The organism is Psychrobacter sp. CLB018 (assembly GCF_041222815.1).
Taxonomy (GTDB): domain Bacteria; phylum Pseudomonadota; class Gammaproteobacteria; order Pseudomonadales; family Moraxellaceae; genus Psychrobacter; species Psychrobacter faecalis.
The window spans coordinates 3,114,950-3,129,232 of sequence record NZ_CP166085.1; the positions used below are offsets into that span (position 1 = coordinate 3,114,950).

The following is a 14,283-nucleotide window of genomic DNA, read 5'->3' on the forward strand; positions in this document are numbered from 1 at the left end:
TCTACAATGAGATGATTAATTAAAACAGTTTATTCAGCAGTTTTTTGCAGCAAGGCATAATAAAAACCGTCGCCGCTCTCGCTATCAATCGGCAAGCACTGGCGACCAATCGCTTGTTCTATACCCCAACTGCAATTGTCGCTAAATTTAATGGCTTCTACATTACTATAGTGAGTCATAAAATCCTGCATTTGCTCGACGTTTTCTTGCTTTAAGATAGAGCAGGTGACATATAGCAGATAACCACCCGCTTTTAGCTGTGGCCACAGGTTATGCAAAATATCCGCTTGTAAGAGTGCCGTTTGCTCAACGTCTTCTTCGGTACGCAAGATACTGATATCAGGATGACGACGGATTACGCCAGTCGCCGTACAAGGAGAATCTAATAATATAGCATCAAAGACAAGTTTGCTCTTTTTCTTACCAGCCCCTTGCCATGTGGTCGCATCAGCACAGACGATATTTAGCGCTATATTCTTCTCAGCCTGCTCTAAATCTTGCTGATTTAAGTTTAGGCGCTGTAAATTAGTATGAATACGCTCGATACGCAGCGCTTCGTTATCGATAGCCGTCAGCTTCACTCTTGAAGCCATAGAAACAGATTCGTCGTTTTGTTTCACGTGAAACAATGATGAATCGTTATTAGAGCTTATAAGCTCTAACCAATGCGCCAATTTACCGCCAGGTGCCGCACAAGCATCTAGGATATGTAGTTCATTATTGTTGCTACTATCTGAATCAGCATTGGACTTATCAGCGCTTACCTTATTCATCAAAGCTTTATGGATAATCGGTGCTGCAAGCTGAGCGTGCATATCTTGTACGCTGAGCGCCCCTTCAGCAAAATGCGGCAAGGCGCTAACAGCGGTGCTTTGCTGTAGTCGCAACCCTTTAGTAGATAGCGTGGTGTTTAAAGCGGTATCTGACGAGTTCGCTAATTTAAAACCAGTCGTTAGCTCAACCACATCCGCCTCAATCTCTGCCCCATCAAGTATTTTCTGATAATCCTCTACTGAGCTAACCGCCGAATTGACTCGCAAAAACATCGGTGCTGCGTGGCGCAAACCTTGCATCAGCTCGTCATACTCATCCTTCCAGTCCTGCTTAAGCTGATAAGCAAGCCAGTTCGGCAGACTGTGCTTTTTATCACATTTTTTACGAAACTTGCTAGGATTCTTAGCGACTTTACGCAAGATAGCGTTAATCAAACCTGTTGCATGGGCAAAATCAATCTCTTTTGCCGCCTCAACCGTTTCATGAATCGCTGCGTGGTCCGCCACTTCTAAATACAGCAATTGCGCTAAACCCACTTGAATAGTAGTCCGAACCTCAACCTCATCGATAGGATTGTCCGCTAGCGTATCGAGCAAACGTGCCAGCGCGTACCACTGGCGCAGTGTCGTCAGTAGTAAGGCATGGGCAAAGCTTTTATCGCCGTCGTGCAGACTGTTGAGTAACGGGTCAAGGACGCTGGCAAGTGATTGACCATTTTGAATGGCCACTAAAGTGCGAATCACCCGGACACGGACGCTACCATTCATAATAAGGTTGCTTGACGGTTTGAGCTTATTATTTCTTGGTGCAGTGCTGGTTTGTCTCATTAAATTGAATTTCCTTGACGTCTGATCGACAGCGTCTGATAAAAGTTAGATTGCTTGTTATTAAATACATTAAGCATAAGTAAGTTACTTTACTTCTGCCATAAACTGATCGCCATCGTTTAATTGATTACCATGGCAAATTTGCTCAGCGCTCATCGGCTTACCACCTGCAAATTGTAAGTGAGTAATCGCCAAAGTCGTCGCTGAGTATTCTTTGCTTTGGGGTTCGCTAATAGTGTCTCTGCCGCAAGCGACCAGTATGGCTTTTCGCCCAACACTGATAACAGTGCCCGCAGGCTTAACGGTTTGCTGTGATGGGTTTACAGGCAGACTGGCCAAAATTTTGACGCGGTGCCCTGCTAAAAAGGTGTAGGCGCCAGGCCAAGGAGTCAACCCACGAATCTGGCGTTCAATCTGTGTAGCAGACTGCGTCCAGTCGATTTCGCCTTCGGTTTTAACCAATTTTTCCGCATAATTGGCTTGGCTGTCATCTTGAGCAACAGCTTGTGCTTGGTAATGCGCCAAGTCTTTTAATACGGTAGTAATAGCCGCCGCGCCAAGTGCTGCCATTTTATCATGCAAGCTGGCGGCCGTATCATCAGCTTCGATAGGTGCGCTGATCTTGTAAAGCATATCACCCGTATCCAAGCCTTTATCCATCTGCATAACGGTAATGCCAGTCTCGCTATCACCCGCTAGTAACGCCCGATGAATCGGGGCGGCACCGCGCCAACGCGGCAACATCGAAGCATGAATATTAAGACAACCATAAGTCGGCGTGGTTAAGACGCCAATCGGTAAAATAAGCCCATAAGCCGCGACAATCATCACATCAGGCTGATAGCTACGCAGCGTCTGCCGTGCTGCCATGCCTTCGGTGCTGGATTTTTTAAAGGTAGCAGGCTGTTCAACCACAATGTCATTGGCCAAAGCGACTTGTTTGACCGCCGACGCCGCCAGTTTTTGTCCGCGGCCAGCTTTACGGTCGGGCTGGGTATAAACAGCAACGATATCTATATTCAGCGCTTCTTGCTGCTCGATAAGCGCCTCAAGACTAACCGCTGCAAACTTTGGTGTGCCAGCAAATACCACTCGCAGCGGTTTAGCAGCCGGCGGCACTTTGATAGCAACGTTTTGCTGAGATTGAGTGGCGTTAATAGATAAATCAGATTGTGCAGCAGATGTGGTCATAGTCAGGCAGTATTTATGGTTAATTTGCCTATTATAGGTGAGTTTGTAGCGTTGTGCCATGATTGTAATAGCAGCAATCAAGCGCTATTAATCAGGCGTTTTATCTTTATAATAGTTATTAAACGTAGTTTTGACTTCATATTAAGACATACCGACTTACCGCCGATTTAGGGTCCTGCTTTTATGCAACAATTTAAATCTCTACAACGACTGCTGATTTTTTATACACTGACATTATTAGCGATGTTGGCAGTGTATTACGGCACCATGTTTTATGAGATGAGGCAGCATAATGAGCAGCACAGTATCCAAAGCTTTTATAATTTACAGCACGAGATAACCCAGCTCTCAAACCCTACAAACTTAGCAATTAAAAAGATATTACAAAAGCCTTTTTTAAAGGATATGAGCTATCAGCTGATTTTTATGATGCCTTCTGGGCAAACGTATATTCACCGACGTACCCGCCCAAATGAGCGGGAATTTACTGGCATTACCTTTCCTAACGTCATTACTTCCGTACCTTCTCCTAACAATCATCATAGTGCCTATGAGCTAAATAATCGTAATTTGGTCGGCACCATTGAACTGGAAAGTGGTCATAAGGTGTACCTGATACTGCGGCATGAACCGCTTGATATCAATTGGATGTCGTATCGCTATTGGTTGCCATTGATGACAGCCATCTTACTATTTGCTATGGCCTTACTCTATACTCTAAAGCGGCGTGCCAACTGGGAACAACTGCTCATTTATACCGATGAGTTAAGTAACCATGCTAAGGATGGCTATGTCACACCGCCGTTTATCGAAAAGAAAATCACAGATGAATTTTTGCGTTTGGGTCACGCGCTTAGCCGTATCAGTTATCAGTTGCATAATAGTCATCGCCGTATTACTACCTTAAAGCATCGTTTAGAGCGATTGGTTGATCATGCGCCCTTGCCAATGCTGATGATTATGAGACACGGTCAAATCAGCTTTTTTAATCAACGCTTTGAGCAGGTATTTGACATTATCTTTCACAGCGATAGCAACTATCAACTGGCCGATTTTTTCTTTACTAAAGACGAATCAACCCAAGCCCTGCTACAAAAACTGACAGATTTGCGGGTCACGCGCACGCTACTGGTTTATGGTTTGCACAATAAAAAAGCTTATCAGTTGCATATCACGCCGTGGTTTGGCGAACACGGGCAGGTGCATGGTTTTACCGTTTTACTCAATAACATCCATGAGCTTGTCGAACAAACGGCGCATTTGGAAAAGCAAAACCGTCAACTACAACGTCAGCTTGATGAGTTTGAAGCACTTAAATCGACGATGGGACATCATTTACGCCTGCCGTTAGAAGCCATGATTGACACGTTAGAGCCTATCAATCCCGATAATCTGAGCGCTAAGCAACATCAAATCGTTACGACTTTGACTCAAACCAGCCATTCTATGCTGACGATGCTAAACGATATGTTAGATATAGGAGAGATAGAGGTTCGTACATCCCGTCTATCTATTGAAGCGGTGGATATTTATAAGCTTGGTCAACAAGTTAGTCAATCGATGGTAGAAAGCTTGAGGCAGCAAGAACTTGAGCTCTTGTATTTTTTTGCGCCTGACAGCCCGCGCTGTATCGATACCGACTATAGGCGCTTGCGGCAAATCCTACGTAATCTATTAGATAACGCCATTAAATTTACCAATTCTGGCTATGTGTCACTTACCATCGACGCGGTGACCAATGCGGACATAGCTGATATCAAAAGTACCAGTATAGGCGAGGTAGATAAAGAGCACATATCTAATAACAGCCATGATACGAATCACGGCAATCTAGATAAATCAAACACTACCATTCATCCATCGCACGACTGGATTCGGTTTAGTATAAAAGACAGCGGCACAGGCATCGATATCGCAAAGCAGCACCAACTGCTGACGTATTTTAATGAAAGCAACAGCCAAAACAGTGTTCACATCAAAAACCACCCTATTAACTACGCGCACAAAAACAGCGCCATAAAAGGGCTCGGATTAAACGACGTTAATAGCTTCGCTAAACTATTAGGCGGTTTTATTGAGATGAAAAGCACGCTTAATAAAGGCAGTACTTTTAAACTGTATTTGCCTTGTAGACGACCAGCCTATCAGCCTATTTACCACTTTAATCCGCAATTGACTTATATTCATCTTATTGCCGTCATTAAACAACCGCTGCGAGCCAAGCATTTACGCGATTTGTGCGCTTATTTATCTATCCCAGCCACTATTTCCACTTCTATAGATAGAGTGGCGCTTGAGCAAATAAATAATAAACTGGCGCAAGATGCGCAGAAACTTGCACCTATTTTGCTCTTAGATTACGAATATTATGAAGACATCACGCTCGCGTTATCACCTCAAATAAACATTGATGATAAAAATATAGACGCTGAAAATAAATTGGAGAAATCAGAAGATAAAGCACGTATAGATATCGATAAACAGCAGGCTCTAAATAGCTTACTGTCTAATACTGCGCTGCCAAAAATATTGGTCAGTATGAAAGCTGAGCGCCGCATTCCTTCTATGTTACTGGATCAATGTGACGGTTTTTTAAACAAACCACTCGATGTGGCATTATCACTCTCTGAATTACTGCGATTAACCCTACCCGTTAGACAAACACTGTTACCGCAAATAACTAGCCAAGAAAACAAACAGCAAAGCAGTAGCCCGTTAGGCGCAGATAACGCCGCTCATGAAACGTTAGCGCCACTGATTTTAGTGGTAGAAGATAGTCCAACCAATCAAAAAATAGCTTGTAAGATACTGGAAAAGATTGGCTATCGCAGTATCGTGGCGGAAGATGGGCAGCAGGCGTTGGACAAATTGCAAGCGCAGCGTCAGGAAATTGCGCTTATTTTGATGGACTGCCGGATGCCCGTGATGGATGGACTGCAAGCGACCCAAGCGATTCGCGCGCAAGGCGATGATATTCCAATCGTTGCGCTAACCGCAAATAATAGCGAAGAAGATAAAATTGCCTGTTTACAAGTGGGCATGGATGAGTTTTTGGCCAAGCCTATTAATAAACAAAAGCTAAAAACTGTTTTGCAAACGCTGATTAAAAACCAATAAGCGTTTGCAAGATCTGTCTTTTATAACAGCTTGGTGATGATTTTGGCTATTTAACCCTTATTTCATAAAACCATTCTCAGCTAAAAACGCCTCAGTAATCGTACTTTGCGGGCTGCTAGCATGGGCAGTATCCGCTTGCGATTTGTTTAATAACCGCTCTAAATAGCGCGCCACAATATCGACCTCAACATTGACTTTACTACCTACCAACCAATGCTGGGCAATATTGGTGACTTGCGCGGTATGCGGAATGATATTGAGCGAAACGATATTATCGCGGACTAAGTTGGTAGTGAGACTGATACCATCAAGGGTAATAGAGCCTTTGGTAGCCGTATAATGTGCCAACTCGTGTGGTATCTCAATTTCAATATAAAGTGAGCGCGCATCTTTTTGCAATTTACTAACCACGCCTACCCCATCAACGTGACCGGCAACGATATGCCCACCAAAACGGGTAGTTGGTAGCATGGCTTTTTCTAAGTTCACCGCATAACCGGGCTTTAAATCTGCCAGCGCTGTACGAGCAATAGTTTCACGTGAAACGTCGACAGAGTAATAATTACTACCAAACTCCACCACCGTTAAGCAAATGCCATTTGAAGCAATCGAGTCGCCTAGTTTCACATCGCTAAAATCTAAGCCAGCAGATTCTATGGTCAAGCGGATATCACCGCCCGTTGGCTGCATGGACTTTACTTTGCCAACGCTTTCTATAATTCCAGTAAACATATTAACCTCTTGGTATTTTTTATGGCCGTTAAAGGCAGCATATATTATTTAAACCTATTATTTCATTCAAAATCAATAACGATAATCGCTATTAGTCTTTAAGCTGTTTATAGCGCTTACTATAAAATTAGCGAGAATAAAAAGACTCAGCGGATAAACTGTGGATAACTAGCGCTGACATAAGGAGTAGTAGTATGAGAAACTTGGTTTTTAAAGAGTTATCCACAATAAGTCTGCTTTTTAATAATTATTCACTACACTTGAGCTATATACATAAGTAACTGATTTTAAATAAATTATAACTTTAAAACATTATTAACAATTACTAGTAAGTTTCATGTGAAACAAAGTTATACACAGTTTCATGTGAAACCTTTATAAAACTATTCCACTTATCCACATACATTGTATGTAAGTTTAATCTTGTGGGTAAAATATTGAAAGACAAGGCCTTTTATAACGCCGACTATAAAGGTAATAAGGTAAGCTTAAGATCAGAACCAAGCTGCTCATGACCGTGGATATCAAAACGTAGCTGCTGCGCTAACGATAATGGATTGATAGCAACCATAGGGCGCGCCTCACTTCCTAATAAGCACGGTGCTTGATAAACAATGAGCTCATCCACCAGTTGCTGCTGTAAAAAGCTTCCTGCAACGTTTGCGCCCGCCTCTACTAAGACGTCATAACAGTGATGTTCACTCACTAAGTTCTTTAATAACTCTATTAAACTCTCTTCACGCCAATAAAGAGTTTTTGGACTCTGGCATAGCTGATAGTCAGACTGTAAATCGTGTTCTAATCGCCCTCGTCTATCGAGTAACACTATTTTAGGTTGTGGTACTTGTTCAGGATTAATACCTAGTTGACTAGAGCGTACATTTAACTGCGGATTATCAATGATGACCGTTTCACTGCCTGTGATAATAGCGCCACTTTGCGCACGCAGTTTCTGTACATCTTCGCGCGCTGCTGTACCCGTGATCCACTTTGACTCACCGGATGCCATCGCCGTACGGCCATCAAGACTGGTAGCAATCTTAAGCCTAACATAAGGCATTTGGCTACGCATCGCCTTTAAAAAGCCCTTATTTAAAGCTTCTGCTTGCGCAGCTAGCACGCCGACGGTAACAGCAATGCCTGCTTGTTCTAAAAGTTTCACACCGCGACCAGCCACCTGTGGATTGGGGTCGAGACCAGCAATGACAACACGCTCTACTCCAGCTTTGATAAGACCCAAGGCACAGGGCGGTGTACGTCCGGTATGACTACAAGGCTCTAAAGTAACATAAGCGGTCGCGCCGATCGCGCGCGTGCCCGCATCTTTTAAGGCGAAAACCTCAGCATGCGGCTGCCCCGCTTTAGGATGAAAACCTTGGCCGACTACTTCATCTGCTTGCACAATCACACAGCCGACCGCTGGATTGGGACGCGTGGTATACAGACCATGCTTGGCCTGCTCAACGGCGAGCATCATAAAATAGCGGTCTTTGGCGTCTTGAGAGTGTTTTGAGTTCGACATAAAGGCGTACTTAATAGAGTTTGGAAAATAGTTTTAATAAATCCTTAATAACTTCAAATAGCTTAAATTAAAGGGATTACTCAGTATTAAGGCAGATTTATAGACTGATAGCTAAATTAACCTACTTTTCATTTGGGCGAATATTGGCAATTTCCTGATGAAAGGCGTCGATATCTTGAAAATCACGATAGACACTGGCAAAACGTACATAAGCGACATCGTCAAGCGTCTTAAGCTCACTCATAATAATCTCACCCAAGACTTTACTGCTTACCTCGCGCTCACCCATTTGGCGTACGCGCTTTTCGATACGACTAATCATCGCTTCTTGCTCATCAATAGTAATTGGGCGCTTCTGTAAGGGCAATAAAATCGAGCGGCGCAATTTATCATTGTCATAAGGCTCAATTTTGCCACTTGATTTGATAATACGCGGCATCACTACTTCTACCACTTCAAAGGTCGTAAAGCGTTCCTGACAGCTATTACATGAGCGGCGGCGCCGTACTTGCGCGCCATCAGCTGCTAGCCGTGAGTCGATAACTTTGGTATCTGACGCATTACAATATGGGCAATGCATACGCTTTTCCTTAGGTTAATAGTGAGGGCGAATATAATTATTGATAAAACTAAATTTTCTAAAAAATGATAATTTTACTATGCAGATAAAGAAGCAGACTTTTACTCGTTATTTACCAATACAAAAGCTACCAAAGATTTTTCCTAATAAATCATCAGCGCTAAATTCACCCGTAATTTCTCCCAAACTTTGCTGCGCTTGGCGTAGGCTTTCTGCCACTAACTCACCTGCTTTAAACACCGTCAGCTGCTCATGTGCTTCTACTAACGAATCAGCGGTACGTCTTAGCGCGTCCAAATGACGTGTACGGGCGATTAAGCTATTTTCTGGCGGATGAAAACCTACTTTAGCACATAAGGTTTCAACCAAATCATCAATTCCTGTGCCTGTTTCACATGAAACATTGACCTGCTCATAGCCACGATTTTTTATTTCTGCTTGTGAAGTAGCGATTCTTTCTTTACTGCTGTTATCGTTTAATAAATCGCTTTTATTGGCAATAATCAGTAAGCGCTTGGCTTCTGGCAACTCGCCAAATAGCTGTTCAGCCAGTTGTAATGGCGTGCTATCGCTTGCAAGGTCACGAGTCACGTCATAAACCATCAGCAGCATATCAGCCTGCGTAATCGCCTTACGCGCACGCTCAATACCGATACGCTCGACCGTATCTTCAGTCTCGCGCAGACCTGCAGTATCGGTTAAATGCAAGGTTAAGCCGTTAAGCACGACGGTTTCTTGCAGGGTATCGCGTGTTGTCCCAGCGACATCGGTCACGATAGCACGCTCTTGCCCTGCCAAACGATTCAACAAGCTTGATTTACCCGCATTTGGTCTGCCAGCAAGCACTACATGAATACCGTCGCGTAATAGCTGACCTTGCTTGGCGGTCGCTAGCACTTGCTGTATTTTGGATTGGGTTTGTTCAAGCTTATCTTGAATAACGCCATCAGATAAGAAATCAACGTCTTCTTCATCAGGGAAATCAATCGCCGCTTCGACGTGCAAGCGCAGATGAATCAATTGCTCAAGTAGCTGATTAATTTTTTGTGAAAACTCACCACTAAGTGAGCGAATCGCACTACTGGCAGCGGCGGCGCTGGTAGCATCAATCGCATCAGCAATGGCTTCTGCTTGTACCAAATCCAATTTGTCATTATCAAAAGCACGGTAAGAAAACTCTCCTGCGCCCGCTTGTTTTGCGCCCAATTCAAACACGCGTGCTAGCAGCTGATTTTGTAAAATCATGCCGCCGTGACCTTGTAGCTCAATCACATCTTCGCCAGTAAACGAGTGCGGACCTTTAAAGTACAGCACCAAACCTTCATCAATGGTCGTGCCATCAGCCTGATAGAAACGGCAAAAACTGGCCATACGCGGCGTGAAAGTCGACTTGCCAGTAAGCTGACAAGCGATATCGTAAGCAAGCGCGCCTGACAGACGAATAACCCCGACGCCACCACGCCCAAGCGGTGTAGCAATCGCCGCAATGGTCGGAAGGCCAGATATATTAGAATTTTTAGGTGATTCATCCAAATTATCGGCGGCTAGTGCCATCTTTAAAGAATCCACAATCACTCTCAATAAGCAAAAACCCCATTATAGACGGCTTAGCAGGCACTGACAAAGCAAACTTCAACGAGTAGATTATTAAAATCCTAAAGTATGGTTATATAGCTATTTTAGTCGGTAGCTATAGTAAAAATATCCTAAAAACGCTACGGTATTGCTGATATCAATTTTTTGTAGCCTCTGTCTGCGTAGGCACAGCAAGCAAAAAAAATTGATATCAGCAGTGTGTGATGTAACGATATTACTTTTCTCTCACTATATTGGATAGAAACAATAAAGCTTAACACATAAAAAAACCACCGCCTTAGCGATGGTTTTTATAGACTTGAACTTTATTTAATCCAGAACTTTGACGGTACGACGTTTTTGTTCTTCTTCAACCTTACGGTTGATGATGTACTGCTGGGTCATACTAAATAAGTTGTTCACCGTCCAGTATAGTACCAAACCTGCTGGGAAGAACAGCATGAATGCGGTGAAAATAATCGGTAAAAACTTCATCACCTTAGCTTGCATTGGATCAGCGGGCTGCGGATTTAGTTGCTGCTGGATAAACATCGACGCACCCATTAAGAGCGGTAAAATGAACCATGGATCCATCGCTGATAAATCTTGAATCCACAGTATCCAAGGCGCATGACGCAGCTCAACACTTTCAACCAACACCCAATATAGCGCTAAGAAAATCGGCATTTGCATCAGAATAGGTAAACAACCCGCCATCGGATTGACTTTCTCTTCTTTATAAATTGCCATCATTTCTTGCGACATTTTCATGCGATCGTCGCCGTGCTCTTCTTTTAATGCCGCCAGTCTTGGGGCGATAGCCCGCATTTTCGCCATTGAGTAGTAGCTTTTATTAGATACCCACATCAAGGCGATTTTAACCAACAGCGTCAATAGAATAATTGACCAGCCCCAGTTGCCGATAACTTTATGAATACCATCCAAAATCGCAAATAATATTTTTGATATTGGCCACAGCAATCCATAATCGACGGTCTGATTCAGACCTACTGCCACTTCTTTTAGCTCAGACTGTACTTTTGGACCAGCATAGAGAGTTGCTTTTAAGGTAATTTGCTTGTTTGGTGCCACATTAACAGGTTGACTGTTAAAACCAATAAAGTAATCATTGCCCGTTTCACGGCTAAAGAACTTACCCGTAAAGTTTTCAGGCGTCCAAGCAGAAACGAAGTAATGCTGAACGATACCAACCCAACCTTCATCACTGGTCGTAGTCAACTCACCATCGTTAAATTTACCAAATTTTAACTTATTATAAGGATCTTCAGGTGTGCCCCAAGCGCCGCCCAAATACGTCGCCATGCTTAGCGCGCCTTTATCAGACATGCCGGGGTCTTTACTATCGTCACGCTTTAACTGCGCAAACATCTGTCCTTGCCAAGGATTGGCAGAAGCGTTTTGAATTTGATAGCTGATATCAATCGGATATTTATCTTGGGTGAAAGTAAAGGTCTTAGTAACCGTCACGCCATCTTTTTGATAGGTAAGTGGTACTGATAACGTTTGCTGACCTTTCTCCATCACATAATTATTGGCAGCGTGGCTATATTTGGCGCGACCTTCGGCGGTATCAATACCGTTTGGACCGATAAGACCAGACTGCGCCACATAAACGCGACCGCTATTATTTTCTAACAACACAAAAGGTTTTTCGCTATTGAGTGTGGCATCATATTGCTTTAACGCCGCATAAACGATATCCCCGCCTTCTGGATTGATTTTAATGTCATAGCGATCGGTTGTGACCGTGATTAGACCCGTATTGGTCGCAGGTGCCTCTGCCACAGCGCCCGCATCAACTGGTAGCGTTTGTGCTGGAATGTCACCTGCTGCGCCAGTGGTAGCAGGAATATCAGCACCTACCGATGTTGACGTTTCTGGTACCGCGTCTACAGCTGGTGCATCGGCATAATCATCTCGCCATGCTAAAATCAGCAGATAAGCGGTGATTAGCATCGCAATGATGATCATCACCCGAAATATCTTTTGCATAAACCTTTCCTAGATTAAAAATTAGGGAATGAAAAATCAGGCATGTGTCATGACCACCACACAGTATCAAACCCTTTCCTTAGCAGTCATACCAGCAGTCAATCACATAAAATGTTCATCATTTTACTAAAAAACCGCTCTAAATGATACAAGCGTGTGGATAACTTGTGGGTAACCTGAAAGATATCCACAACTGCTTAGTCGATAATAAAGTTTATATCGACTTCATTAGATAATTTAGGCGAGCCACATAGCTCTTAGTATCTTTATAAACATACCAGCTTTGCGATTTATCATAAGCTGGTGTCGTCGTAGGCGATATATATTGATAATGATAAGAAGACAAAGGGAGTGGCACAAAATCGATGCCATGTCCGCCTAACGGATGACAGCTACTGATACGTTTTAATAATAGCCAACTACCCGACCAAACCCCATGCCATGCTAAAGCTTGTTTACCATAATTTGAGCAAGTTGGATAATAACGACAGCGCGCAGGTAAAATAGGGCTTATTATTCTTTGATAGAAAACAATAAAATAATAAAATAGTTTATAAAAAAAATTATTTATAACTTTTAATAAGTAATTCATTTTATTTTTTTTCTATTTTTTTAAAGATATTATTAATTTCATTTATTATTTCTTTATTATTTAATTGCTTCATAGACTTTTTGACAATAAATACAATATCTTTGTTTTCTAAGTGACTTGCCTTTATACGAAACTGCTCACGAACATGGCGTTTGATTAAATTTCGTGTGACAGCCGTCGGTACTTTACGTTTGGTAATGGCCATACCGACTCGAGGCTGTTCACAATGATTGCTACGTACAAATGCCATTAAATGACTCTGATGCAGCTTGCGCTCAGGCGCGTCAAATACCTCGCGAAAGGACGAAGGCGTGAGCAGGCGCTGCGCTTTGGTAAAGCGAGCGTTAGGGGGCGCTGAAACGGTATTGGGCATAATACAACCTAATATAAGAGCTAATAACACTAGCAGAGATAATAGCGTAGAAAGAATAACAAAGTATAGAGACAAAAAAAGCGCCGATGTGGGCGCTTTTAATATATGGCTAAGTGACAGTTGTGATGCTTGACGATCGCAATCTATAAAATAATAGAAACACAACAAGCACTATCGGCCATGCTTATCGCAATCTACTGATTAATTATACAGTAAGGCGATGACGTCCTTTAGCGCGGCGACGAGCTAAGACTTGGCGGCCTTTTTTGGTTGCCATACGTGCACGGAAACCGTGAGTACGTTTACGCTTGATCACGCTTGGTTGGAATGTACGTTTCATAACTCACCTATCAAAATAATGGACTAAATTCGTAATAGCGGAGGATTATACCACCGCATAGTATTTTGGTCAATGAACTAATTTGCTCTGTTTTTATACAGATGATTTTACAACAGAGTGAGTTTTCTTATATTTATCCGTAATGAGATATTTACAGCTAAGAGATTTAGTTAAATAAACTCATATCAGTAGACCCAAATTATCTTTTAGAAAAGCTATTTTGATAATCAATTTTTAAAACTTATCCACAGTTTGTATCGAACTCTATAATAATTAACTATTAATATATATAAGTATTGTTGTTATTGGGGGTCGTATTATCTGTGGTTAACTTGTTTTTTTACTTTTTTATCAATAGGATAGACTATGGGTAAGGTTGTGGATAACCTGTGGGTGGAATATGGATAACTCATGATATATACTTATCCACAAAACTATCCACAGTCTTATCCACAAAAAACGAGGTATTATCCACAGGCTGTTTGTGTTAGATTGGCGCCCTACTAGATGTATGATTTTAAGTTATGTGATCATAAGATATCTTTGTTAAGAAAAGAGGCTTTCTGGGGCTTAAAGCTGATAAATTTACACTATAAAAATGACGTTCTTTTGACCGATCACCTTGGACTATGGGGTTAGTATTTTTC

At 42.5% G+C, this 14,283-nt stretch carries 11 protein-coding genes; 1 reads left to right on the top strand and 10 read right to left on the bottom strand.

Features of this window, described 5'->3' with window-relative positions:
- Positions 1-29: 29 nt before the first annotated feature.
- Together AB8P72_RS13270 and fmt are read right to left on the bottom strand one after the other, a co-directional pair.
- Positions 30-1,601 carry a transcription antitermination factor NusB gene (locus AB8P72_RS13270; RefSeq protein WP_068405030.1) on the bottom strand — a complete coding sequence of 524 codons (1,572 nt, stop codon included), beginning with the start codon at positions 1,599-1,601 and terminating at the stop codon, positions 30-32.
- Positions 1,602-1,685: 84 nt separating this feature from the next.
- On the bottom strand, positions 1,686-2,792 hold the full coding sequence (gene fmt / locus AB8P72_RS13275; protein ID WP_289050225.1) for a methionyl-tRNA formyltransferase: 1,107 nt from the start codon (positions 2,790-2,792) through the stop codon (positions 1,686-1,688).
- Positions 2,793-2,975: 183 nt separating this feature from the next.
- On the opposite strand from fmt, the gene AB8P72_RS13280 reads away from it, so the two are divergent.
- Entirely contained in the window at positions 2,976-5,909 is a 2,934-nt protein-coding gene (locus AB8P72_RS13280) for a response regulator (RefSeq protein WP_313205949.1), read from the top strand.
- 57 nt (positions 5,910-5,966) lie between these two features.
- On the opposite strand, the gene AB8P72_RS13285 is transcribed toward AB8P72_RS13280, so the two are convergent.
- The 8 genes from AB8P72_RS13285 to rpmH all read right to left on the bottom strand — a co-directional run bounded on the left by AB8P72_RS13285 (position 5,967) and on the right by rpmH (position 13,636).
- Positions 5,967-6,641, bottom strand: a complete 675-nt coding sequence (locus tag AB8P72_RS13285; protein ID WP_193030402.1) for a riboflavin synthase — start codon at positions 6,639-6,641, stop codon at positions 5,967-5,969.
- Between the two features lie 466 nt (positions 6,642-7,107).
- Positions 7,108-8,163: a bifunctional diaminohydroxyphosphoribosylaminopyrimidine deaminase/5-amino-6-(5-phosphoribosylamino)uracil reductase RibD gene (ribD, locus tag AB8P72_RS13290; RefSeq protein WP_193030400.1), complete on the bottom strand. Its 1,056-nt coding sequence runs from the start codon at positions 8,161-8,163 to the stop codon at positions 7,108-7,110.
- Between the two features lie 121 nt (positions 8,164-8,284).
- Positions 8,285-8,743 carry a transcriptional regulator NrdR gene (gene nrdR / locus AB8P72_RS13295; protein WP_068405041.1) on the bottom strand — a complete coding sequence of 153 codons (459 nt, stop codon included), beginning with the start codon at positions 8,741-8,743 and terminating at the stop codon, positions 8,285-8,287.
- Positions 8,744-8,851: 108 nt separating this feature from the next.
- Positions 8,852-10,297, bottom strand: a complete 1,446-nt coding sequence (gene mnmE / locus AB8P72_RS13300) for a tRNA uridine-5-carboxymethylaminomethyl(34) synthesis GTPase MnmE (RefSeq protein WP_313205951.1) — start codon at positions 10,295-10,297, stop codon at positions 8,852-8,854.
- Between the two features lie 351 nt (positions 10,298-10,648).
- Positions 10,649-12,331, bottom strand: coding sequence for a membrane protein insertase YidC (yidC, locus tag AB8P72_RS13305; protein WP_068405044.1), 1,683 nt, complete (start codon positions 12,329-12,331; stop codon positions 10,649-10,651).
- Between the two features lie 214 nt (positions 12,332-12,545).
- Positions 12,546-12,923: a membrane protein insertion efficiency factor YidD gene (yidD, locus tag AB8P72_RS13310; RefSeq protein WP_198328101.1), complete on the bottom strand. Its 378-nt coding sequence runs from the start codon at positions 12,921-12,923 to the stop codon at positions 12,546-12,548.
- Between the two features lies 1 nt (position 12,924).
- The gene (rnpA, locus tag AB8P72_RS13315; protein ID WP_068405046.1) at positions 12,925-13,296 is read right to left on the bottom strand and encodes a ribonuclease P protein component; all 372 of its coding nucleotides are present in this window, start codon (positions 13,294-13,296) and stop codon (positions 12,925-12,927) included.
- Positions 13,297-13,501: 205 nt separating this feature from the next.
- Positions 13,502-13,636, bottom strand: a complete 135-nt coding sequence (gene rpmH, locus AB8P72_RS13320; protein ID WP_007394757.1) for a 50S ribosomal protein L34 — start codon at positions 13,634-13,636, stop codon at positions 13,502-13,504.
- Positions 13,637-14,283: the final 647 nt, after the last annotated feature.

Bases quoted from the DNA above. Each gene is read 5' to 3' on its own strand.
- rnpA (WP_068405046.1), bottom strand. From the start codon at position 13,296: ATGCCCAATACCGTTTCAGCGCCCCCTAACGCTCGCTTTACCAAAGCG.
- yidD (WP_198328101.1), bottom strand. From the start codon at position 12,923: ATGAATTACTTATTAAAAGTTATAAATAATTTTTTTTATAAACTATTT.
- mnmE (WP_313205951.1), bottom strand. From the start codon at position 10,297: ATGGCACTAGCCGCCGATAATTTGGATGAATCACCTAAAAATTCTAAT.
- yidC (WP_068405044.1), bottom strand. From the start codon at position 12,331: ATGCAAAAGATATTTCGGGTGATGATCATCATTGCGATGCTAATCACC.
- rpmH (WP_007394757.1), bottom strand. From the start codon at position 13,636: ATGAAACGTACATTCCAACCAAGCGTGATCAAGCGTAAACGTACTCAC.
- ribD (WP_193030400.1), bottom strand. From the start codon at position 8,163: ATGTCGAACTCAAAACACTCTCAAGACGCCAAAGACCGCTATTTTATG.
- nrdR (WP_068405041.1), bottom strand. From the start codon at position 8,743: ATGCATTGCCCATATTGTAATGCGTCAGATACCAAAGTTATCGACTCA.
- fmt (WP_289050225.1), bottom strand. From the start codon at position 2,792: ATGACCACATCTGCTGCACAATCTGATTTATCTATTAACGCCACTCAA.
- AB8P72_RS13280 (WP_313205949.1), top strand. From the start codon at position 2,976: ATGCAACAATTTAAATCTCTACAACGACTGCTGATTTTTTATACACTG.
- AB8P72_RS13270 (WP_068405030.1), bottom strand. From the start codon at position 1,601: ATGAGACAAACCAGCACTGCACCAAGAAATAATAAGCTCAAACCGTCA.
- AB8P72_RS13285 (WP_193030402.1), bottom strand. From the start codon at position 6,641: ATGTTTACTGGAATTATAGAAAGCGTTGGCAAAGTAAAGTCCATGCAG.